General features: G+C 60.7%; 19 protein-coding genes. 8 read left to right on the top strand and 11 right to left on the bottom strand.

The window, feature by feature from the left end; all coding sequences use genetic code 11:
• Nucleotides 1–43 precede the first annotated feature (43 nt).
• The 10 genes from CACC_RS05135 to rho form a co-directional block, all read right to left on the bottom strand.
• On the bottom strand, nt 44–859 hold the full coding sequence (locus CACC_RS05135) for a F0F1 ATP synthase subunit delta (protein WP_005280198.1): 816 nt from the start codon (nt 857–859) through the stop codon (nt 44–46).
• Nucleotides 860–865: 6 nt separating this feature from the next.
• Nucleotides 866–1435, bottom strand: coding sequence for a F0F1 ATP synthase subunit B (locus CACC_RS05130; RefSeq protein ID WP_005280197.1), 570 nt, complete (start codon nt 1433–1435; stop codon nt 866–868).
• A 43-nt stretch (nt 1436–1478) separates the two neighbouring features.
• A complete protein-coding gene (locus tag CACC_RS05125) occupies nt 1479–1718 on the bottom strand; it encodes an ATP synthase F0 subunit C (RefSeq protein ID WP_005280196.1) in 240 nt (79 codons plus the stop codon).
• Nucleotides 1719–1822: 104 nt separating this feature from the next.
• Nucleotides 1823–2623: a F0F1 ATP synthase subunit A gene (gene atpB / locus CACC_RS05120; RefSeq protein ID WP_005280195.1), complete on the bottom strand. Its 801-nt coding sequence runs from the start codon at nt 2621–2623 to the stop codon at nt 1823–1825.
• A 445-nt stretch (nt 2624–3068) separates the two neighbouring features.
• Entirely contained in the window at nt 3069–3500 is a 432-nt protein-coding gene (locus tag CACC_RS05115) for a Cg1360 family ATP-synthase-associated protein (protein ID WP_005280194.1), read from the bottom strand.
• Nucleotides 3501–3510: 10 nt separating this feature from the next.
• A complete protein-coding gene (locus CACC_RS05110; protein ID WP_005280193.1) occupies nt 3511–4686 on the bottom strand; it encodes an MraY family glycosyltransferase in 1176 nt (391 codons plus the stop codon).
• A 14-nt stretch (nt 4687–4700) separates the two neighbouring features.
• Nucleotides 4701–5369, bottom strand: coding sequence for an L-threonylcarbamoyladenylate synthase (locus tag CACC_RS05105; protein ID WP_005280192.1), 669 nt, complete (start codon nt 5367–5369; stop codon nt 4701–4703).
• 32 nt (nt 5370–5401) lie between these two features.
• Nucleotides 5402–6235 carry a peptide chain release factor N(5)-glutamine methyltransferase gene (prmC, locus tag CACC_RS05100; RefSeq protein WP_005280191.1) on the bottom strand — a complete coding sequence of 278 codons (834 nt, stop codon included), beginning with the start codon at nt 6233–6235 and terminating at the stop codon, nt 5402–5404.
• A gap of 9 nt (nt 6236–6244) precedes the next feature.
• On the bottom strand, nt 6245–7321 hold the full coding sequence (gene prfA / locus CACC_RS05095; protein ID WP_035108617.1) for a peptide chain release factor 1: 1077 nt from the start codon (nt 7319–7321) through the stop codon (nt 6245–6247).
• On the bottom strand, nt 7314–9197 hold the full coding sequence (gene rho / locus CACC_RS05090) for a transcription termination factor Rho (RefSeq protein WP_035108616.1): 1884 nt from the start codon (nt 9195–9197) through the stop codon (nt 7314–7316). Before rho ends, prfA begins: the two co-directional genes overlap by 8 nt.
• A gap of 374 nt (nt 9198–9571) precedes the next feature.
• Between rho and CACC_RS05085 the strand changes: the two genes are divergently transcribed.
• The 5 genes from CACC_RS05085 (at nt 9572) to mobA (ending at nt 14949) form a co-directional block, all read left to right on the top strand.
• Nucleotides 9572–11359, top strand: a complete 1788-nt coding sequence (locus tag CACC_RS05085) for a long-chain fatty-acid--CoA ligase (RefSeq protein WP_005280188.1) — start codon at nt 9572–9574, stop codon at nt 11357–11359.
• A gap of 61 nt (nt 11360–11420) precedes the next feature.
• Nucleotides 11421–12536 carry a GTP 3',8-cyclase MoaA gene (gene moaA, locus CACC_RS05080; RefSeq protein WP_005280187.1) on the top strand — a complete coding sequence of 372 codons (1116 nt, stop codon included), beginning with the start codon at nt 11421–11423 and terminating at the stop codon, nt 12534–12536.
• A gap of 11 nt (nt 12537–12547) precedes the next feature.
• Nucleotides 12548–13747: a molybdopterin molybdotransferase MoeA gene (locus CACC_RS05075; RefSeq protein WP_005280186.1), complete on the top strand. Its 1200-nt coding sequence runs from the start codon at nt 12548–12550 to the stop codon at nt 13745–13747.
• 15 nt (nt 13748–13762) lie between these two features.
• Entirely contained in the window at nt 13763–14242 is a 480-nt protein-coding gene (moaC, locus tag CACC_RS05070; protein WP_005280185.1) for a cyclic pyranopterin monophosphate synthase MoaC, read from the top strand.
• A complete protein-coding gene (gene mobA / locus CACC_RS05065) occupies nt 14242–14949 on the top strand; it encodes a molybdenum cofactor guanylyltransferase (protein WP_005280184.1) in 708 nt (235 codons plus the stop codon). Before moaC ends, mobA begins: the two co-directional genes overlap by 1 nt.
• Here the strand turns inward: mobA and CACC_RS05060 are convergent.
• Nucleotides 14869–15348 carry a molybdopterin-binding protein gene (locus tag CACC_RS05060; protein WP_237791981.1) on the bottom strand — a complete coding sequence of 160 codons (480 nt, stop codon included), beginning with the start codon at nt 15346–15348 and terminating at the stop codon, nt 14869–14871. The genes mobA and CACC_RS05060 overlap by 81 nt on opposite strands.
• Before the next feature lie 228 nt (nt 15349–15576).
• Between CACC_RS05060 and CACC_RS05055 the strand changes: the two genes are divergently transcribed.
• The 3 genes from CACC_RS05055 to narH are packed head-to-tail and all read left to right on the top strand — an operon-like array spanning nt 15577 to nt 22250.
• Complete coding sequence (locus CACC_RS05055) at nt 15577–16902, top strand: nitrate/nitrite transporter (RefSeq protein ID WP_005280182.1); 1326 nt, start codon at nt 15577–15579, stop codon at nt 16900–16902.
• 18 nt (nt 16903–16920) lie between these two features.
• Nucleotides 16921–20658, top strand: a complete 3738-nt coding sequence (locus CACC_RS05050; protein ID WP_005280181.1) for a nitrate reductase subunit alpha — start codon at nt 16921–16923, stop codon at nt 20656–20658.
• Nucleotides 20658–22250, top strand: a complete 1593-nt coding sequence (narH, locus tag CACC_RS05045) for a nitrate reductase subunit beta (RefSeq protein WP_005280180.1) — start codon at nt 20658–20660, stop codon at nt 22248–22250. The genes CACC_RS05050 and narH overlap by 1 nt, the downstream gene beginning before the upstream one ends.
• Nucleotides 22251–22258: the final 8 nt, after the last annotated feature.

Below are 22258 nucleotides of genomic sequence, written 5' to 3'. Positions count from 1 at the left end.
TAGTATCTTCCAGCACTTACTTAAATCGTTTCTGTCGTTTCGGCTACACCATCTGGGCACGGAAGCGGGCAATCTTGCCTGCCGTCGAGCCGTCAATGATTTCATCGCCGACGCGGATGCGCATGCCACCGAGGAGGCTGGTGTCAACCTCAGAGTGAATGGACATCGCACGACCATAAATTTTGCCCAGCTTCTCAGCGAGTACTGCCTGCTGGCCTTCATTCAATTCACCCGCAGCGACAACGCGCGCGATGGTGCGATCCTGCAGGGCTGCTGCAGTATCGGCCAATCCGGCTACGTCATCAATCGGGTTTTGCTCTGGGCGGCTGATGGCCTGCAGCGCGAGCGCCTCAGTAAACATCGTTACCTTGCCGTAGAGCACGTTTGCCAGCAATCCGCGCTTGCGTGCGGATTCAGCAGTTCGATCGGAAAGCAGCTGGGTAAGCTCGCCCTCGCGGTCCAGAATCTGCGCCAAGCGGAAAAGCTCGTCTTCGACCTGGCCCAATTGGCCCTGCGCCTCGGCGGCGCGCAGCAATGCGCGGCGGCCCAAGGATACAAGCCCGTTGACGAAGTCCTTCGGCGAAGACCATTGGTTCGCCGCAGCTTCCTGCAGGATGCTCAGTGCACCGGCAGAAATCTTGGAGCCAAAGAGATTCTCGGCCAAGGACTTGCGTGCTTCAGCCGGGGCTGCAACGTCGATGAAGGATACGCGCAATTCGCGGTCCCCATCCAAAACGTCGACGACCTCGAAGATATCCAGGCCCGCTTGGACTGCACTAGCGACATTCTTATCGCCAGCGAGGATTTCATCCACACGGGATTGTGAGTTCGCGAGTGCTTCGCGGCTAGCTGCCTTCATAGTTGCCTACTTTCCGGCCGGTGCCACAGAGTCGAGCTCGGACAAAAAGCCATCGATGGTAGAGGACTTCTTGGAAGCGTCAGAAAGCTCGCCGCCCAGAATCTTTTCTGCCAGGTTGATGGAGTTCTGTCCCATTTCGGAACGCAGCTCAGTAACAACCTGCGCACGAGAAGCTTCCAACTGCTTTTCGCCATTGGCGACGATGCGGCGGGATTCCTCTTCCGCTTGGCTCTTCGCGTCAGCCTCGATCTGCTTGCCGCGCTCGCGCGCCTGCTCGCGGATCTCGGCTGCCTCTGCGCGGGCATCAGCCAGCTGAGCATTGTACTTTTCTAGAGCAGCCTTGGCCTCGGCCTGCTGGGCCTCAGCGCGCTTCATGCCGCCCTCAATCCGGTCTTCACGCTCTTCGAGCAACTTGGTGTAACGAGGAAGCACGAACTTCCAGAACAACCAGAGAATTACGATGAAGCACAGCAAAGACCAGAAAATGTCATAGTTCTTGGGCAGAAGAACGGAGAAGCTACCCGAACCTGGGTTCTCCTCGCCCTCTGCTGCAAGCATATAAACGACGTTATTCATAGGTCTCCCGTCTTAAAAGTTTCGGTTTGGAAAACTCGTACTTTTAGAACAGGAAGCCGGCAACCAGGCCGATAAGGGCCAGGGCCTCGGTGAAGGCGATACCCAGGAACATGGTGGTACGCAGCTGGCCGGCCATCTCCGGCTGGCGAGCCATAGCCTCAACGGTCTTGCCGGCGACGATGCCGATACCGATACCTGGGCCGATAGCAGCCAAGCCGTAGCCGATGGTGCCGAAGCCTTCGAACGTCGTAGCAGCATCCTGTGCCAGAATGATTTCGTTCATGGTGAAAGTCGTTCCCTTTCGTAAAAATCTTCAGTCCGAACCGGACCGAATGTCAGTGTTGTTTAATTAGGTGGATTACTCGGTCGCGCTCGTCGACCTCGTCCTTAGTGCGAATCAGCGTGCAAGGACAACTCGATGTACACCGCCGTCAACAAAGCGAAGATGTACGCCTGCAAGAAGATAACCAGAATCTCGAACAAGCTCATAGCCAAGCCCAAGACCACGGTCAGCCCAGACAGGACGGTCCAACCATTTAGCTGCCAGAAGAAGAAGTTCGTAGCAGAGAAGAGAAGAACCAGGATGATGTGTCCAGCAAGGAAGTTCGCCATGAGACGAATTGCAAGGGTAACCGGTCGCAGAATGAACGTAGAGAAGAACTCAATCGGTACCACCAAAAGGTGCAATGCCGGTGGCAAGTTCGGAATCACTACGGAGGAGCGAATGAACTTACCAAAGCCGTAGCGCTTGGCGCCGGCGTAAATCATGACGATGTACGAAACGGCTGCCAACACAATTGGCATACCAATACGACCGTTGGGCGAGACGTTAAGTCCCGGGATAACGGTCGCGACGTTCATAAACAGAACCGCGAAGAAGATGCTAGCGATAATTGGCAGGAATCGCTTTCCCTCCTTCTTACCCAAAATGTCCTCGGCGATGTGGACGCGGACGAAGTCGACCGCGTTCTCGCCCACATTCTGAATGCCAGAAGGAACCAACTTAGGGTTCTTAAAGGCAGCCCAGAAAAGGATCACCACAATTAGCGTCATCAAAATGCGAATCAGCATCAGGCGATCAAGCGCGAACCATCCGTCGGCGAAGTCACCGAAAAACAGATGGTCGGCATCAATTTGCCCCGGGAAGAATTCTTCACCTAGATCGGGCGTATGGAAGTGCCCTTTCATAGCCAATGTTGTAACGCTCAGCGTTCTCTCCCGTGTTCGGGCCACACAGCCAATAGCTGGCTTCTGTGGTGCGATGGACGTCTCAAACTCTCTGCCTTGAACACGGACTCCGTCGCACATCAGCGTGAACAAGACAGGGATTTACCGTGCAGGATAAAAGCGCAACACTTAACCCCGCGGTAACCCGAAGCAAATCGTATCAGCTGGATCGACAGTTTTCGCACGTGGGGGCCCCATAAGCCACACCCGATACCGCCATATCCGCCTTTTGGCAGACAAAACCGCGTTATTCCTGCCTAATTCACAAACGTGCATTTGATCACATCCCCGAGCCGACACACCTCCTCGGGGGTGGTCACCTTCCATTAATGCCAGCATGCAGGCATAAAAAGGCCGCCGCGCACCACCCCAGTGCGCGACGGCTAAGCCCTAATGTGGGCACGAATTAGGACACGTAGGTGACCCGAGAGGTGACCACGGCCCAGACTTCCGAGCCTAAGGTAACGATGAGCGCGACGACGACGGTAAGAAAGAGCGCCCACGTGTCATAGAAATCCATGTCCCGGATAATGGCTAGCACGCCGATAAGCACGATCAGCTTGATAAGCCAGCCGCCCAATACCACCGCGATAGTGGTTGAGGGTGTCGAGTTCGCGGTAAAGAGGACCGACAGCGCGGTAAACAAGACAAAGCCGCCGCCGAGAGCAGCACCGACGATAACGCCCCAGAGCCCGGCCACACCTTGTGCCCCTCCCCAGACGGCGAGGGAAATGATGGTAAAGATGCCGAGAGCGGTAGCCCCTTTCTTTACGGCGCGCTGCAGCGGCACGCGCGGGTCATCGAAATTAGCATTTTCCGTTGTGTCACTCACGGACATTCACCCTACATCACGCGCTCGCAGAGTCATGCAATACGCAATCATCCGATGACCGGAGGCCAATCTTGCCCTGCCGCAGTGGAATCAAGGTCGCGCCAAAGGCAACCAATAATGCCGTGATGGACAAGCCGACCGCTACCGGGGCCGGCACGATGGAAAAAGACACCGCGCCAAAGGCCACCGCGGATACCCAGAGGTACAGCACGAGCACAGTGCGCCGGTGCGTATGCCCCAACGACAACAGGCGGTGGTGGATATGCGCCTTATCCGCAGAAAATGGCGAACGGCCCTGGGACAGGCGGCGAATAACCGCCCAGACAAGGTCTAAGACTGGAATAAACACCGCTGCGATCACCACGAGGATGGGTGACATAAGCGCCACCATGTCCACGGTGCCGTACAGGGACATATTGATCTTGCCGGAGGCCGAAGTAGACGCCGCGGCGAGCAAGAGTCCAATGAGCATGGAGCCGGAATCGCCCATAAAGATTCGCGAGGGTTCAAAGTTATGGGGCAAAAAGCCCGCGCACATCCCCACCAACGCGGCGCTGATGATAGCGGGTGGATACGCCGATACAGCCCCGCCCTGGTCATGCAGAACGGTGAGCGAAAAGACCAAGATGGCACCACCGGCGATGAGGCCAAGTCCTGCTGCGAGGCCATCGAGGCCGTCAACAAAGTTGATGGCATTGATAAGGAGTACGGTGAAAAACGCGGTAAGCAGGGTGCTTTGAATCTGGTCGAGCACTACCGTGGTCCCGCCGCCGAAGGGGATAAAAAGTAGCGTCCACGTCAGGCCCAGGCCACTCATGAGCGCAGCGGCAAAGAGCTGCCCGAAAAGCTTGATGAGGGCGCCGAGCTCCAAGTAGTCATCGGCAACGCCGACAAGCACGATGGCCAGCGCCGCCCACATCACCGCGCTCATCTCCGGGGTGACGGGCATAAACCCGCGAGTCAAGGCTGGAAGCTGGGCTGCGAGGAATATCGCCGCACCGAAGCCGGTAAACATGGCGAGCCCGCCCATGCGGGGCGTGGGCTGAGAGTGGGAATCGCGCAGGCGAATTTCTGCCACCCGGCCCGTGCGGACCAAAAAGGATCGCACCACGCCGGTGGTCAGGTAGGTAAATGTCGCTGCAACGAGGATGACCAAGGCCAACTCGCGCAGCGGTACGCCAGTGCCGCTCACGCGAAATGCTCCTTCTATCCTTGGGGCCGGGTCCGCAGGGAATCAGCGGAGACGCCGAGGACCTCACCGATCTCCTCTGCGGATAATGCACCCTCCCGCAGCAGGTATGGATGGTCGCCGGAGAGATCGATAATGGTCGAGGGCTTGCCGATGTCCGTCTCTCCCCCGTCCAAGTACACGGTCACGGCCTTGCCCAATTGGTCCTTGGCCATTTGCGCCGTAGTTGGTGGTTGGTGTCCGGAGATATTGGCAGATGAAACCGCCATCGGTCCTACCTCGCGCAAGAGCTCGATGGCAATCGGGTGAAGGGGCATCCGCAGCATGACGGTGCCGCGGGTATCGCCTAAATTCCATGGCAAGGAGGGCGCCTGCGGCACGACGATGGATAGCCCGCCTGGCCAAAAGGCCTCGACGAGGTCGCGGGTGGAATCGGGGTACGAGGCGACGAGTCCGCGCACGGTATTCCACGAGCCGACGAGCACGGGAACTGGCATATCCGGCCCGCGCTGCTTGGTGGCGAGCAGGTTAGCTACCGCGTCATTATCGAAAGCATCGCAGCCCAAACCGTACAGCGTATCGGTGGGCATGACCACGAGCCGCCCAGACTTGGCGGCCTTGGTGGCGATGCTCACGCCTTCCTCACGCTCGGCGTCATCGGCGCAATTATAAATTTTTCCTTGCATCAATAATCCCCTTCTTGCCCGACGGTGATGCCTTAGTCTACCGCGCGCTGTGCGGTAATAAAGCGCGGCGTGCCTGTTAAGTCCTTAAGCGGAGCGATATTGGAAAAGCCACCGTGGTCACGCACCGCATCGCGCACGGCATCGCCAGTCGTATCGTCGTGTTCAATCGCCATGACCCCGCCGGGGCGCAATAGCCTGGCGATGGTGGGAATCAACCCGCGGATTACTCCCATGCCGTCATCGCCACCGAAGACGGCCACGTGCGGATCGTGATACACCTCCGGCTGCAGGTTCGGATCTTCCGGAACGTATGGCGGGTTGCTCACCACAAGATCGACCGTGCCATTCCAGTCCGCCAGTGCCTGGCTGTCGGTCGCATCCGCCTGCACCACCTCTACCCCGGTGCGGAGAGTATTGGCGCGGGTGAACTCGAGGGCGGCATCGGAAAGCTCTACCGCCTTAACCTCCGCCTGTGGTACGTAATGCTGCAGGTACAACGCCAGCGCGCCCGAGCCGGAGCACAAATCCACCATGCGCGGGCCGGGGGCGTGGTGGACCGCCCAGTCCGCCATCACCTCCGTTTCCGGGCGCGGGATGAACACGCCTGGGCCCACCTTCAATTCCAAGGGCCCAAACCACGCCGTACCCAGCACGTATTGCAGCGGCTCGCGCTGTTCCCGCCTGCGCAATAGCGCCTGGAAGGCCACGTCAAAGCCGGGCATGGGCGGCTCATGCAGCGGAATGTCCAAATGCCCACAGTGAATGAGGTGGGAGATGAGGATCCGCGTATCCCACTCGGGGCTTCCTACTCCAGCAACGCGAAGGCGCTGCACCCCATGGCGCAGCGCCTCACCGTACGATTCCATCGACCGCGATTACCCCTCGGACTCAAGGCGCTCGGCGCGCTCTTGGTCCTGCAGGGCCTTGATGAGATCCTGCATATCGCCGTTCAACACGGAATCCAGGTTATTGGCCTTGTAGCCAATGCGGTGATCCGTGATGCGGTTTTCGGGCCAGTTGTAGGTGCGCACGCGCTCGGAGCGATCCATGGTGCGCACCTGGGAGGCGCGCTGCTCGCCAGCCTCGGCCTCGCGAGCCTCGCGTTCCATCTGATCCAGGCGGGCCTGCAGCACCTGCAGGGCGCGGGCCTTGTTCTGGATCTGCGAACGTTCCTTCTGGCAGGTAACAATCAACCCCGTGGGCAGGTGGGTAATGCGCACCGCGGAGTCGGTGGTGTTCACGCCCTGACCACCCTTACCGGAGGAGCGGTACACATCGACGCGGATATCCTTGTCATCGATATTGACCGATTCCACCTCTTCGGGCTCCGGGTACACCAGCACGCCAGCAGCGGAGGTCTGGATGCGGCCCTGCGATTCCGTGACCGGCACGCGCTGCACGCGGTGCACGCCGCCCTCGAATTTGAAGACGGACCACGCGCCATCGCGCGTCGGAGACTTAGCGCGGAAGGAAATGGTCATGTCCTTTACGCCGCCCAAATCGGACTCGTTAAGGCCCAAGACCTCCCACTTAAAGTCGATCTTATCGGCAAAACGCTCGTACATGCGGGCCAAGTCGCCGGCAAAGAGCGCGGCCTCTTCGCCGCCGGCGCCGGCCTTGATCTCCATGATGATGTCTTCCGAGTCCTGCTCATCGCGCGGGGCGAGCAGGTCAGCCAGCTTTTCTTCCAGCTCTTCCACGGACGCTGCTAGGCGGTCCGCTTCTTCCTGGAAGTCGTGGTCTTCATAAGCCATCTCCTTGGCGTCCGCGAGATCCTCGCGCGCCTGGGTCAGCTCCTCGTTGACCTTGATGATGGGGCGCAGCTCCGCGTACCGCTTGGACAGCTTGCGAAAAGCCTGCTGATCGCCGGCGATTTCTGGGTCGCCCATCTGCATTTCAATGCCCTGGTATTCCGACACAATGTCATCAACCATGGAAACTTGATTAGACATAGTCTTCCTCGTCCTTATCCGCAGCCATCGGTGCAGAAGAAGCCACCTGCATGAGGAACTCGCCATTCGAGCGGGTCTTCTTAAGCTGCTTAATCAACAGGTCAATTGCCTGGTGGGAATCCAGGGCCGACAGGATGCGGCGCAGTTTGGTCATGATGCGCGCCTCTTCAGGCACCAGCAGGAGCTCGTCCTTGCGGGTTCCGGAGGGGTTGACATCCACAGCTGGGAATACGCGGCGTTCCGAGATCCCGCGGTCCAGCTTCAGTTCCGCGTTGCCCGTGCCCTTGAATTCCTCGAAGATGACGGTATCGCCGGTCGAACCGGTCTCCACCATCGCGGTGGCGATGATGGTGAGCGAACCGCCCTCTTCGATATTGCGGGCAGCGCCCAAGAAGCGCTTTGGCGGGTAGAGCGCATTGGAATCCACACCACCAGACAGGATGCGGCCCGATGCCGGGGAGGAGTTGTTGTAGGCGCGGCCCAGGCGGGTAATGGAATCCAGCAGCACCACGACGTCCTTGCCCTGCTCCACCAAGCGCTTAGCGCGCTCGATGGCCAGCTCGGAAACGGAGGTGTGCTCTGATGGCGGGCGGTCAAAGGTCGAAGAAATGACCTCACCCTTCACGGAGCGCTGCATGTCCGTGACCTCTTCGGGGCGCTCATCCACCAGCACAACCATGAGGTAACACTCAGGGTTATTGGTGGCGATCGCATTCGCGATGTTTTGCAAAATCGTGGTCTTACCGGCCTTCGGCGGCGAGACGATGAGCGCGCGCTGGCCCTTACCAATCGGCATGATCAGGTCGATGACGCGGGTTGTCAGGATCTTTGGATCCGTTTCCAAGCGCAGGCGCTGGTTGGGATACAGCGGCGTGAGCTTATTAAAGTGCGGGCGCTGCTTGGCCTCTTCCGGTTCGATCCCATTGACGGTATCGACCTGCACCAACTGGTTGTACTTGCGGCGGTTGCGGCCATTGCCGTGGGTGTGGGTAGGCCCAGCCACCTTCACCTGACCGGTAATGGCATCACCGGAGCGCAGGCCCAGCCGGCGCACGATGTTCTTATTAACAAAGACATCCGCATCGCCCGCACGGTACCCAGTGGTGCGCAGGAAGGAGACGTTATTGTCTACGACATCCAAGATGCCGCCGACTGCCTGCAGCTCATCGCCCTCGCGTACCTGCAGGTCATTGCCGCCGCCGTGGTTATCATTATTACCCCGGCCACCTCGGCGATTCCGGCGGTTGCGGCGGCCACGGCGGTTGCCGCGGTCAAAATTATTATCGTCATTGCGATTATTGCGGTGATTATTATCGCCGTTCTTCTCGCCCTGCTTGTCTCCCTGATTATCGGAGCCATCCTGGGAGTCATCGCGGCGATCCTGGTGGCGATTCTGGTTCTGGTTCTGTCCCTCGCCCCGGTTGTTGTCACTCCGGTTATTCTCGCCGCGGTTATTATCGTCCTGCTCTTGGCGCTCCTGGCGGCGGGCGCGGTTGCGGCGGGCACGGCGGGCCTGCGACCGCGATTCATAGCGTTGGTCGTCGCCGTTGTCCTTGCGGTCTTTGTCGCGATTGTCCTGCTGGTCGCCGGACTTGCCGTTATCGCTCTGGCCGCGATCGTCTTTCTTAGACGGCTTATCTTTCTGCTTGGCAGGCGCCGCATCCTTAGCGGGTTTCTCGGCCTTCTCGGCCTTTTCTGCCTGCTCTATTTTTGCCTTCGCCTTTGGGGGAACCTGACCGGTTTTAATGGCGGTGATGAGATCCCCTTTGCGCAGGGCAGAGACGCCGCGAAGGCCGCGCTCGGCGGCCATTTTGCGCAATTCCGGCAGCTTCAGGGATGCGAGATCCTGTGCCGCGGTGTTGTCCGTATCGCTCACGGATATCCTTTCGTTGCTTGACCAGGTCCATAGTTGGGATCCGCCCTCCCCCACTTCAGGGAAGCTTGGGCGGGTGCACTGGAAGCCGATGTGTATTTTTCTTATCTTTTCGCCCTCGTGCCAAGGCGCTAGCGCACCCTGCCGGGCAATAAGCATGAGGCCTCTTCCGGTTACCGTATGGGAATTCCCCCTTGTAGCTAGTACGCGGGGGCGGAAGAATTCAAGAAACGACTGTGGGCAATGTTTAACGATGGGACCTGTCACTGGGCCCGATTGCATAGGACTGGGAAGATTTTCCCGCTTTCCTATCAGTCGAACGCAAGTATAGCGCATTAGCTACACCGTGAGTACTTGGACACCGCTACAGTGGAAGCATGCTTTCCACGATGATGGATATTCCCCTGTCTCTAACCCGTATTTTGGAATACGGCGCGTCAGTGCACGGCAATACCACTGTTACCACCTGGCACGGTGAGGGCACCGGATCCGAGTTTGGCCCCGCAGAAAAGGTCACCTTCCGCGATATCGCCGCCCGCGCGGCCGCCTTTGCCCATGTTTTGCACGATGATCTCGGCATTACCGGCGATCAGCGGGTGGGCAGCTTCATGTGGAATTGCGCCGAGCACCTCGAGGTCATGTTTGGCTCCGCCTGCAAGGGCGCGGTTTTTACCCCGCTGAATAAGCAGTTGATGAATGACCAGATCCGGCACATCATTAGCCACGCTGAGGTCTCCGTCATCGTGTGTGATCCCCGCCTCGCCCCGCAATTGGGCACGGTTTTACACGGCGCGCCATCCGTGCATTCGGTTATTTTCACCGGCTCCCAATCGCCGCAGCGCTTCGCCCACCATTTCCCGCGCGGCATCGAGTTTTATTCCTACGAGGCGCTGTTGGATGGCCGCTCTACCATCTACGATTGGCCCGAGCTCGATGAGCGCACTGCCGCCGCTTTGTGCTATTCCACCGGCACCACCGGCGCGCCGAAGGGCGTTTTATATTCCCACCGCTCGCTGTACCTCGAGGCCATGCAGCTGCGTTCCTCGGATTCGCTGTGCATTACCCACGGCGAAACCTTCCTGTGCTGCATCCCCATCTACCACGTGCTGAGCTGGGGCGTTCCCTTTACGTGTTTCATGACGGGTACCCCGCTCGTGCTTCCCGATGCCGATGTTTCCGCCCCCACCCTTGCCAAGGTCATTGCGGCCACGTCGCCGCGCGTGGCCCACGGCGTGCCCACCATCTGGATCCAGCTTTTCGTGCACTACATGCACAATCCGCCAGAGCGCATGACGCTGACGGAGATTTTCGCTGGCGGCTCACCTGTGCCGCCGCAGCTTATTAAGATGTGGGAGGAGCATTACGGCGTCGACGTCGTGCACGTCTGGGGCATGGTGGAAACCTCAACGGTCGGCAGCGTCGCCCGCCCGCCACAGGGAGCGTCCGGCGATACCCGCTGGGCTTATCGCATCTCCCAGGGAAAGATCGCCGCCTCGCTGCAATACCGCGTGGTCAATGACGGCCAAGTGGTATCGAAGACCGACCGCAATGCCGGTGAGCTCCAGGTGCGTGGCAACCTTGTGACCGGTTCTTATTATCATTCCCCCACCGCTGAGCCGGGTGAAGTGGCTTCCGAGTTCCGCGGCAAGCCGGTCGAGGCCGCGGAATCCAAGTTCACCGCGGATGGTTGGTTGCGCACCGGCGATGTCGGTTCCGTGACGAAGGACGGCTTTCTTACCGTTGAGGACCGCGCCCGCGATGTCATCCGCTCCGGCGGCGAGTGGATCTATTCGGTACAGCTGGAAAACCTCATCATGGCCAATTCCGATGTGGTGGAAGCCGCGGTGATCGGCTACCCCGATAAGCAATGGGTGGAACGCCCCCTCGCCGTGACCGTCTTGGATGAACAAGCCTCTCCCACCATCGAAACGGCCGAAAAATTGCGCCAGAGCCTGCGCAAGGAATTGCCCAGCTGGATGCTTCCGGAGTACTGGACCTTCGTAAAATCCATCGATAAGACGTCAGTGGGCAAGTTCGATAAGAAGGATTTACGCGCCCACTTGGCCGAAGGCGATTACAACATCATCCGCCTTAAGGGCCCGGGTGAAGCCCAGCGCCTTGACGATATCGACGAAAGCGATTTTAACCGGGAAAACGAGGAATAATCCCCGGCCAGGTGGCGTTGTAGCTTGGTGTACCTTGTTCCCCACTCTTAGACTGGCAGCAATGACTTCACCAACGCCTTCTTCTTCAGCGGTCTCCCTGCCCCTGCCCACCGTGGGCCGGTCGCAGCCGCCGGAGGACTTACCTGCCGCAGCAAGCGACGGCACCCGCGCCTTGGTTGATCGCTACGGCCGCAGGGCCCGCGACCTGCGCGTGTCGCTTACGGATCGCTGCAACCTGCGCTGCACGTACTGCATGCCGGCCGAAGGCTTAGAGTGGATGCCCACGCAGCAAACGCTATCCGATGAAGAAACCATCCGGCTTATCCGCCTCGGCGTGGAAAAGCTCGGCATCCGCCAGGTGCGCTTTACCGGCGGCGAACCGCTGTTGCGCAAATCCTTGGCAGATATCATCGCCGCCACCAAGGAACTCACCACGGATGAAGGCATCGCACCGTCCACGGCACTGACCACCAATGGGTTGGGCCTGGAAAAGCGCGCCGCAAAGCTTGCCGCCGCGGGGCTCGACCGCATCAATATCTCGCTGGATACCATCGATCCTCAGCGCTATGCCGCGCTCACCCGCCGCGACCGCCTATCCCACGTGCTCGAGGCCATCGCCGCCGCGGCGGATGCCGGCTTGAATCCCGTCAAGATCAATGCCGTGGTCATGCCCGGCGTCAACGAGGAAGATATCGTCCCGCTGGCGGACTACGCCCTGCACCAGGGTGCGCAGCTGCGCTTTATCGAGCAGATGCCACTCGGCCCGCGCGAGAAGTGGCGCCGCGAAGACATGGTCACCGCCGATGATATTTTGCTCAGGCTCCAGGACCACTTTTCCATGCGCCCGGCGCGGGAGCCGCGCGGATCGGCCCCGGCCGCGTTGTGGGATGCTATCGCCCCCGATGGCACCGCCGGCAAGCTGGGCATTATCGCCTCGGTAACCCATCCCTTCTGTGGCGACTGCGACCGCACCCGGCTGACCACCGATGGCGCCGTGCGCAACTGCCTTTTTGGCAATTCCGAAACTCAATTGCGGGATCTCATGCGCTCCGGGGCCAGCGACGAGGAGTTGATGGAGGCATGGGCCGGGGAAATGTGGACGAAGAAACCCGGCCACGGCATTGATGATGAAGGCTTTTTACAGCCGGATCGTCCCATGTCTGCCATTGGCGGCTAATCTAATTATTTATGTCCGCATCGCGTTCCATTTCTGAGCACCTTTCCGCGGTTCTGGCGCTGGCGCCGGCCCCGCGCGCAGAGTCCGTTCCCGTGGGCCCAGCACTACGCGGCCGGGTATTAGCGGAGGATGCCACCGCGCGTTTTCCCGTCCCGCCGTTTGCTAATTCCGCCATGGATGGATTCCTCGTCCGCGCCACTGATATTTCGGGCACGGGCCCGTGGACGCTGCCGGTCGCAGGCGATGTCCCCGCCGGTGCAACCGCTCAGGAAGTTCCCGCCGGCCAGGCCGTTCGCATCATGACCGGTGCGCCGGTGGGTGATACCGCTGGCCTGCTCGTCGTCCCAGTAGAAAACACCACCGTCCCGCCCGGGCCTACGGAGCTGCCGCGCGAGGTCACCATTACCGAAGCGCCCGCAAAAACGCATATCCGCCCCGCCGGCGAAGATATACGGCCAGGCACCGTCGTTGCTACGGCCGGGACCACCGCGAATGCCGCGGTTATTGCAGCGCTTATATCCACCGGCATCTATTCGGTGCAGGCCTACCGGCGCCCACACATTGCGGTGATTTCTTCCGGCAATGAGCTTTCTTCGTATCCAGACGAGCTTTCCCCAGGGCGCCTGCCAGATTCCAATGGGCCGATGCTCGCCTCCCTCGCCCACACGGAGTCCTACTTCCACGTCGGCGACGACCCCGCGGAGTTATCCAGATTGCTCGATGAGCTCAGCGCATCCCACGACCTCATCATTACCTCCGGCGGGGTATCGGCCGGTGCCTTCGACGTGGTGCACTGCGTGCTGGGCGCGGGCGATAATTCGTGGTTCGGGCACGTTCATCAGCGGCCCGGCGCGCCGCAGGGCATCGGCACGTGGCGGGGTGTTCCAGTGCTTGCGCTGCCGGGCAATCCGGTGGCGGCTTTCGTTGGTTTCCAGCTTTATGCCCGCCCGCTTATCGCCGCCTTATCGGGCCAGCCACATCCGCGCGAGACCGTGCAGGTGCGTGCGGAGGTGGCGGTGCCACTGCCACCCGCAAGCACGCGCCCCTTCATCGTTCCTGTAACCGTAAGTTTTGCGGGAAAGCCCAGGATTACTGGCGCGTTAAGCCGCGGCAGCCACCGCGTGGTCTCGCTGGCCGGTACGAATGGGTATTGCATCATTGATGGACCCGCCCCCGCGGCGGGCGAAGAAGCCACCGTCTATCTGTACTAACGAGGAGAATTTTTCATGGAGTTTACCCACCTCAATTCCGCCGGCACCGCCTACATGGTCGATGTGACCGAGAAGCAACCGACCGTGCGCACCGCCACCGCCGAGGGCGAGGTCGCCTGTTCTCCGGAGGTCATGACCGCGCTGCGCGAGGGCACCGTGCCCAAGGGCGACGTCCTGGCGGTCGCGCGCATCGCCGGCATTTCCGCGGCGAAGAAGGTCCCAGAGCTCCTGCCGCTCGCGCACACCATCGGCGTGCATGGCTGCGCGGTGGATCTCGAGCTTGCCGATGCCCACGTGAAGATCACCGCCACCGTGCGCACCGCCGACCGCACCGGCGTGGAAATGGAGGCACTGACCGCGGTCAACGTTGCTGCTTTGGCGCTCATTGACATGGTCAAGGGCGTCGATCGCTCCGCGTATATTCGCCGGTGCGGCATCGTGGCGAAGTCGGGCGGGCGCTCCGGCGATTGGTCTAGGACCCTCCCGGAGGCTTAATGGACGGCGCGATCATTCTGGCCGGCGGGCAATCGCGCCGCATGGGCGGGGCCGATAAGGCGCAGGTGCGCGCCTTTGGCCTGCGCCTGGTGGACCGCCTGCGGCGCCAGCTTCCCTATGGCATGCCGTCTATTGTTATCTCCCCGCACTACCTCGGCCTGCCGCAGGTGTGCGAGTCCCCGCTTTTTGGTGGCCCCGTCGCCGGCATCGAGGCCGGTGCGTGCGCACTCTCCCAGTGCGAGCGCCTGGCGATCTTCGCGGTGGATGCTCCCGATTCCCCACAGATGCTGCCGCGCCTTGACGACGCCCTAAACGCCGCGCCCACCGCCGGTGCCGCGATTACCCGCGCCGCAGATGGGTACTTACAACCGCTGTGTTCGCTGTGGCATACCGATGCGCTCTTTGGGTGCCTAGGTGCGTTGGAGTCCACCCGCAATGTCTCCGTGCGAAGGCTTATCCGCGGCGCCGATTTCGTCGAGGTGGCCGGCACCGGTGCCGAACGCGATTACGATACCCCGGCCGAATTGCAGTCTATTCCGCCGCACCCTCCCTTCGCGCTCACCGGCACGGCTAATCTAGCCACACTCCCCTCTCCCCGTGAGCGCGAAGGGACGGTGAGGGAAAGATTATTCGCCGCGGGAGCGAAAGACATCGGCAAGCAGCGGCGCAATAACCCCAAGGGCATCTGCCACGGCGCCGGTGGATGAGGCGCAATTGATGATGAGGCTGCCGCCGCCGTGCTCGGTCATGCCGATGATCCCGCGGGACAGGCCCGCCTTGGGTGAGGACTCGAGCCCGCGCAGGAGCACCTGGGTCTCTAGGCCATAGAGGCGGGCCTTGATATAGCGCTCGGTGACCTCTGGGGTCAGGTTCGTCGCCCCGATGCCGGTGCCGCCGATAATCACGACAATATCGGTGCCGGTATCCACGGCGGTGCGCAGCGCGTCGTCGACGGGTGTAAAGCCCTCCGGCACGATGCTGGGTGGTGCCACATCGATGTCGTGGGCGCGCAGGATTTCTGCAGCTTTCTCCCCGGCGCGGTTCGGTTTTTCCCCGGCCAGAATGCGGTCCGAACTGACGATTATCTGCGCCTTTCTTTGGGACATGAGTCTCATTCCTTCCCCACTATAGAGTGTGGTTAATATCACATTATTCCTTTTTCGATACCAACACACTTGAGGCACGGGGCTAACCAGCAACATCGGAATCGATCAAGAATTACGCAACATTTGTGTGTCGTAATTAGATACGGATTTTATCGGTTTTATTTACCTTTTTGAGCATAGTCGCCGGTAGATTAAAGAGTTGAACGACCTACTATCTGTGAGGAAATCATGACTGCTCTTGATACCTCAGGCAAAGTCATCCAAGGCTGGGATCCAGAAGATTCTGACCACTGGGACTCTAAAATTGCCTGGCGCACGCTGTGGATCTCCACATTTGTCCTTATCATTGGCTTTGCCACCTGGTACCTCGTATCGGCAATTGCCCCACAGTTGAACCAGATCGGTTTCGACTTATCTCGCAGCCAGCTCTACTGGCTGACCGCCATCCCCGGATTGGCCTGCGGTATCTTCCGCCTCATCTTCATGTTCTTGCCGCCCATCCTGGGCACACGCAAGCTCGTCTTCAGCTCTTCGCTGCTATTTATCATCCCCATGCTGGGCTGGTTCTTCGCCGTGCAGGACTCCTCCACCCCATACTGGTGGCTGATGACCCTCGCTTTCCTCTCCGGCATCGGCGGCGGCGTCTTCTCCGGATTCATGCCCTCGACCGGCTACTTCTTCCCCAAGCGCCTGTCTGGTACCGCGCTGGGCATCCAGGCCGGCATCGGTAACTTCGGCATCTCCTTTATCCAGCTGGTCGCCCCATGGCTCATGGGCTTTACCTTGTTGGGAGTAGGTTTTGTTGCCCCGCAGCGCACCGACGACGGCGAAATCTTTGTTCACAACCCCGCCATCTTCTTGGTCCCGTGGGCCATCGTCGGCGCATTCCTCGCATGGACCCTGCTCAAGGACGTTCCCGTGAAGGCGAATTTCCGCCAGCAGATGGACATCTTTGGCAATAAGAACACTTGGATTCTTACCGTCGTCTACTTCATGACCTTCGGCGCATTTTCCGGCTTCGCCGCGCAAACCGCGCTGCTTATTAACCAAATCTTCGGCGAAGGCTCCGAATTTGCCGGCGCCTACGACAACCTTCCTGCCGGCGCAAGCTACGCCTTCCTCGGACCACTCATCGGCGCGCTCGTCCGCGCGCTGTGGGGTCCACTGTGCGATAAGTTCGGCGGCGCCATCTGGACCTTCATTGGCTGCCTGGGCATGACCATCTTTACCGTCGTGGCCACCTTCTTCCTCACCCCGGACGAGCCCGATGAGGTCTGGTGGTTCCTGGGCACCATGCTCATATTCTTCTTCTTCACTGGCCTGGGCAATGCCGGCACGTTTAAGCAAATGCCCATGATTTTGCCCAAGCGCCAAGCAGGCGGCGTCATCGGTTGGACCGGTGCCATCGGCGCCTTCGGCCCGTTTGTCGCAGGTGTCTTGCTTTCCATGATGTCTGCACCGACGTTCTTCTGGGGCTGCGCCGTCTACTTCGCCATCACCACCGTGCTGGTGTGGATCTACTACGCCCGCCCCAACGCACCATTCCCCGGATAATTAGGAGCTTTCAACCCCATGACTGCATACTTCGCGCCCGAAAAGGGCTCTTCAAATCCGCTCTTTAAGTTCGGTGCCTACCTGCGCAAAGGCGAAGCTACCGACTCTGGTCAGCAACTTTTCTTAAAGGGCGGCCGCCAGGCAGATGTCTTCTACCGCAACCGCTGGGCCTTCGACAAGATGGTGCGCTCCACCCACGGCGTGAACTGCACCGGTTCGTGTTCGTGGAAGGTCTACGTCAAAGACGGCGTCATCACATGGGAATCCCAGGCGGTGGATTACCCCACCACCGGCAATGACATGCCAGAATACGAGCCCCGCGGCTGCCCGCGCGGTGCCTCCTTTTCCTGGTACACCTACTCTCCTACCCGCGTGCGCTACCCGTACGCCCGCGGCGTGCTGGTGGATATGTTCCGCGAGGAAAAGGCAAAGCACGGCGACTCCGTCCTGGCATGGCGCGCCATCCAGGAGGACCCCGAAAAGCGCAAGGCGTATATCTCCCAGCGCGGCAAGGGCGGGCTTATCCGCATCTCCTATGAAGAGGCCATCGATATCGCCTCGGCCGCGCACGTCTACACCATCCGCAAGTACGGACCGGACCGCATCAACGGCTTTACCGTGATCCCGGCCATGTCCCAGATCTCCTATGGTGCCGGCATGCGCTTCCTGCAGACCATCGGCGGCGTCGCGCTCTCCTTCTACGACTGGTACGCCGACCTGCCCCCGGCATCGCCGCAGACCTTCGGCGACCAGACCGACGTCCCCGAATCCGGCGACTGGTACAACTCTTCCTACCTCATGATGTGGGGCTCGAATATCCCGGTCACCCGTACCCCGGACGCCCACTTCATGGTGGAATCGCGCTACAAGGGCACCAAGGTCGTCGTGGTCTCGCCCGACTTTGCCGATAACACCAAGTTCGCCGATGAATGGGCCCGCATCGAGCCCGGCACCGACGCCGCGCTCGCCTTTGCCATGGGCCACGTCATTTTGAAGACCTTCCACGTGGACCGTCAGGAACCGTACTTCCTGAACTACATGCGCAAATACACCGACTCGCCCTTCCTGGTGTCCCTGGAAGACCGCGGCGACGGCACCTACACCCCGGGCAAGTTCCTCACCGCCTCGCAGCTTGCCGATGCCACCTTGAATTCCTCCCCCAACGCCACCCACCGTGGCCTGGTGATGGAAGAAGACGGGCGCATCGTTGACCCAGGCGGCACCGTGGCAGACCGCTGGGATAACGAAAGCGCCAAGTGGAACCTGGCGCTGGACAACGCCGATCCGGTCATGTCCATCGCAGAAACCGATAGTTTTGACACCGCCGAGGTGCTCTTCCCGCGCTTCGATCTCGATACCAACCCTGAAGACGTGGGAACCGATAAGCCGATTGGCGCGGGCATCGTCCGCCGCGGCGTCCCTGTCCGCGAGGTCGACGGCAAGCTCGTTACCACCGTCTTCGACATCATGCTCGCCCACTACGGCGTCAACCGCGAGGACCTCCACCTGCCGGGTAGCTGGCCGAGGGACTTCCACGATTCCAGCGAAGTCGGCACCCCCGCTTGGCAGGAAGAGCTCACAGGCGTGGCCGCCGATACCGCCATCCGCATCGGCCGCGAATTCGCGCAAAACGCCGCGGATTCCAAGGGCCGTTCACAGATCATCATGGGCGCTGGCGTCAACCACTACTTCCACGCCGATAATATCTACCGCACCTTCTTGGCGCTGACCTCCATGTGCGGCACCCAGGGCGTCAATGGCGGCGGTTGGGCGCACTACGTGGGCCAGGAAAAACTGCGCCCGATCAACGGCTGGACCCAGTGGGCCATGGCCGCCGACTGGCAGCGCCCGCCGCGCCACATGATTTCCACCGGCTTCTACTACTTCGCCACCGAACAGTATCGCTACGATAATTCGCGCGCCTCCCACTTGGGTTCGCCGCTTGCTAGCCACGGCTCCATTGGGGACAAGATGGTCTCCGATACCATGGCGGAATCCATGCGCCGCGGCTGGATGCCGGCCTACCCGCAGTTCAACCGCAACTCGCTCTTCCTTGCCGATGAAGCCGATGAGGCCGGCATGGATATCAACGACTACGTGGTCCAAGAGCTAGAAAACGGCCGCCTGGAATTCTCCTATGACAATCCGTCCGCCGAGGAGAACTGGCCGCGCATCCTGCTCAACTGGCGCACCAACCTGCTCGGCTCGTCCGCCAAGGGCACCGAGTTCTTCCTGCGCCACCTCTTGGGCATCGACTCGGACGCCACCGCGGAAGAACTAGCCCCCGAAGACCGCCCGCGCAGCATCAAGTGGGTGGATGAGGCACCGGAGGGCAAGTTGGATCTGATGATGACCACGGACTTCCGCAATACCTCCACCACGCTGGTCTCGGACCTCATCTTCCCGGCCGCTACCTGGTACGAAAAGCACGATATGTCCTCTACCGACATGCACCCGTACCTGCACTCGTTTAACGCGGCGATTAACCCGCCGTGGGAGGCGCGCTCGGACTACGAGGTCTTCCGGGACTTGGCCGCAGCGCTCTCCGATAAAGCCACCAAGTGGCTCGGCGTGCAACGCGATGTCATTACCCAGCCGAGCCACCACGACAGCCCGGACGAACTCGGCATGCCCAACGGCATCGTCCCCGACCCCGAAGAACAGGGCCTTATCCCTGGGGTCACAATGCCGAAGCTGCATGTGGTCGAGCGCGATTACACCAAGGTCTACGAAAAATGGGCGCACCTAGGCCCGCTTCCCGCCAAGGCCGGCACCGGCGTGCACGGCACCAAGTTCAACGTGGAAAAGCAGGTCAAAGAGCTCGAGCTCATCTGTGGCACCACGGAGACCTCGATGGGCGAGCTGGTGGACCTATCCAAGGACACCAAGGTCATCGACGCCATCTTGCACCTTTCCGGTGTCTCCAACGGCGAGCTAGCCAAGCAGGGCTTTGAGTTCCTGTCCTCGCGCACCGGCAAGGATCTCACCCCGCTGGGCGCTCCCGATGAAGACGTACGCATCACGTGGGACGACATCAAGGAACGCCCGAAGGAAGTCATTACCTCCCCGGAGTGGACCGCCGATAAACGCAATAAGCGCCGCTACACCGCCTTTTCCATCAACGTCGAGTTCGACAAACCCTGGCACACGCTGACCGGCCGCATGCAGTACTACATCGACCACGACTGGTTCATGGACTACGGCGAATCGCTGCCGATCTTCCGCCCGCCACTCGACCACGTCCACATGCACGGCGAATTCGCGCCGGGCACGGAATTGACCAATGACCGCGGCGAGGCCGAGGTCACCCTGCGCTACCTCACCACGCACAATAAGTGGTCCATCCACTCGCAGTACTTCGACAACCTGCACGTGCTCTCCATCTCGCGCGGTGGCCAGGTGGTCTGGATGTCCAATAAGGACGCCGAGAAAATCGGCGTGACGGACAATGACTGGGTCGAAGTATATAACCGCAACGGCGTCGTCTCCGCCCGCGCCATCGTCTCCCACCGCATCCCGGAGGGAACCATGCTGTGCAACCACGCGCAGGAGCGCACCGTGGGCACTCCGATCAACGAGCACACCGGCCGCCGCGGCGGCACGCACAACTCGCTGACCCGCATTTCCATCAAACCGGTGCACATCGCTGGCGGCTATGGCCAGCTGACCTACCACTTCAACTACATCGGCCCTACCGGCAATAACCGCGATGAAGTCACCCGCGTACGCCGCCGTTCCCAGGAGGTATCCTACTAATGAAAGTCATGGCCCAAATCTCCATGATCATGAACCTGGACAAGTGCATTGGTTGCCACACGTGTTCAGTTACCTGTAAGCAGGCATGGACCAACCGCGAAGGCACCGAGTACATCTGGTTCAATAACGTCGAAACCCGCCCCGGCCTCGGCTACCCGCGCACCTGGGAGGACCAAGAAAAGTGGAAGGGCGGCTGGGAGCGCACGACATCCGGCAAGATCAAGCCCAAGGCCGGCGGGCGCCTCAAGAAGCTTGCCACTCTCTTCCACAACCCCAACCTGCCCACCATCCAGGATTACTACGAGCCCTGGACCTACCAGTACGAGGACCTGATGGGCGCCGAGGCGGGTCAGAAGACCCAGCCCACCGCCAAGCCGGTCTCCCAGATCGATGGCCGGGACATCGGCAAGATCGAATGGTCTTCCAACTGGGACGATAACCTGGGTGGCTCTACTGCCACGCTTGACGATGACCCCGTGCTCCACAACATGAACCTCGAGGTCAAGAAGGAAATCGAGGACTCGTTCATGTTCTACCTGCCGCGCATTTGCGAGCACTGCATGAACCCGACCTGCGTATCCTCCTGCCCCTCTGGCGCGATGTACAAGCGCACCGAAGACGGCATCGTCCTGGTGGACCAGGACCGCTGCCGCGGCTGGCGCATGTGCGTATCCGGCTGCCCGTATAAGAAGGTCTACTTCAACCACAAGACCGGCAAGGCCGAAAAGTGCACGCTGTGCTACCCGCGTCTCGAGGTGGGACAGCCCACCGTGTGCTCCGAGACCTGCGTGGGCCGCCTGCGCTACTTAGGCGTCATCCTCTACGATGCCGACCGCGTCGCCGAGGCCGCCTCCACCGAGAATGAGCAGGACCTTTTCGAGGCCCAAAAGTCGATCATGCTCGACCCCCACGATCCAGAGGTAGTCCGCGCGGCCCAAGCCGAGGGCATCCCGCACTCCTGGATCGATGCCGCGCAGCAGTCGCCGATCTACGACCTCATCTTCAAGTACGGCGTCGCTCTGCCGCTGCACCCGGAGTACCGCACGCTGCCGATGGTCTGGTACATCCCGCCGCTGTCCCCCATCGTTGACAAGGTGACCGCGACCGGCAACGACGGTGAGGACCACAAGATCCTCTTCTCGGCGCTATCGAATATGCGCATTCCGCTGGAATACTTGGCGGGCCTATTTACGGCCGGCGATACCGTCCCGGTAGAAAAGTCGCTGCGCCGGCTCGTCGCCATGCGCTCGTATATGCGCGATATCAACCTGGGCAACGAGCCGCAGGAGGAGATCGCGCAGGCAGTCGGCATGACGGGCAGGGACATGGAAGGCATGTACCGCCTGTTGTCCATCGCTAAATACGATGACCGCTACGTCATCCCCACCGCCTCGCCGGAATCCCCGCGCGGCATTACCGATTTGGATCCCTTCGGCGATGTGGACCCGGCCAAGGCCTCCGAGGACGTCTTCCACGACCTGGGCATGGGCGCGCCCGAGGCCTGCACCCACGGCGCCGAACCGCAAGGTAAGGTCTCGCTGCTCTCATGGAGCGGCGACCGCCCCGATGCCATGTTCCCGCCGCGGAAGTAGGTTAAGCC

Source organism: Corynebacterium accolens, assembly GCF_023520795.1.
Taxonomy (GTDB): Bacteria; Actinomycetota; Actinomycetes; order Mycobacteriales; family Mycobacteriaceae; genus Corynebacterium; species Corynebacterium accolens.
The sequence above is the reverse complement of the archived record's forward strand: the minus strand, read 5'-3'. Positions and strand labels throughout refer to the sequence as shown.

Bases quoted from the DNA above. Each gene is read 5' to 3' on its own strand.
- CACC_RS05075 (WP_005280186.1), top strand. From the start codon at position 12,548: ATGTCCGCATCGCGTTCCATTTCTGAGCACCTTTCCGCGGTTCTGGCG.
- moaA (WP_005280187.1), top strand. From the start codon at position 11,421: ATGACTTCACCAACGCCTTCTTCTTCAGCGGTCTCCCTGCCCCTGCCC.
- CACC_RS05135 (WP_005280198.1), bottom strand. From the start codon at position 859: ATGAAGGCAGCTAGCCGCGAAGCACTCGCGAACTCACAATCCCGTGTG.
- CACC_RS05060 (WP_237791981.1), bottom strand. From the start codon at position 15,348: ATGTCCCAAAGAAAGGCGCAGATAATCGTCAGTTCGGACCGCATTCTG.
- CACC_RS05130 (WP_005280197.1), bottom strand. From the start codon at position 1,435: ATGAATAACGTCGTTTATATGCTTGCAGCAGAGGGCGAGGAGAACCCA.
- CACC_RS05105 (WP_005280192.1), bottom strand. From the start codon at position 5,369: ATGCAAGGAAAAATTTATAATTGCGCCGATGACGCCGAGCGTGAGGAA.
- CACC_RS05055 (WP_005280182.1), top strand. From the start codon at position 15,577: ATGACTGCTCTTGATACCTCAGGCAAAGTCATCCAAGGCTGGGATCCA.
- prmC (WP_005280191.1), bottom strand. From the start codon at position 6,235: ATGGAATCGTACGGTGAGGCGCTGCGCCATGGGGTGCAGCGCCTTCGC.
- CACC_RS05085 (WP_005280188.1), top strand. From the start codon at position 9,572: ATGCTTTCCACGATGATGGATATTCCCCTGTCTCTAACCCGTATTTTG.
- CACC_RS05115 (WP_005280194.1), bottom strand. From the start codon at position 3,500: ATGTCCGTGAGTGACACAACGGAAAATGCTAATTTCGATGACCCGCGC.
- atpB (WP_005280195.1), bottom strand. From the start codon at position 2,623: ATGAAAGGGCACTTCCATACGCCCGATCTAGGTGAAGAATTCTTCCCG.
- CACC_RS05050 (WP_005280181.1), top strand. From the start codon at position 16,921: ATGACTGCATACTTCGCGCCCGAAAAGGGCTCTTCAAATCCGCTCTTT.
- prfA (WP_035108617.1), bottom strand. From the start codon at position 7,321: ATGTCTAATCAAGTTTCCATGGTTGATGACATTGTGTCGGAATACCAG.
- mobA (WP_005280184.1), top strand. From the start codon at position 14,242: ATGGACGGCGCGATCATTCTGGCCGGCGGGCAATCGCGCCGCATGGGC.
- CACC_RS05125 (WP_005280196.1), bottom strand. From the start codon at position 1,718: ATGAACGAAATCATTCTGGCACAGGATGCTGCTACGACGTTCGAAGGC.
- narH (WP_005280180.1), top strand. From the start codon at position 20,658: ATGAAAGTCATGGCCCAAATCTCCATGATCATGAACCTGGACAAGTGC.
- moaC (WP_005280185.1), top strand. From the start codon at position 13,763: ATGGAGTTTACCCACCTCAATTCCGCCGGCACCGCCTACATGGTCGAT.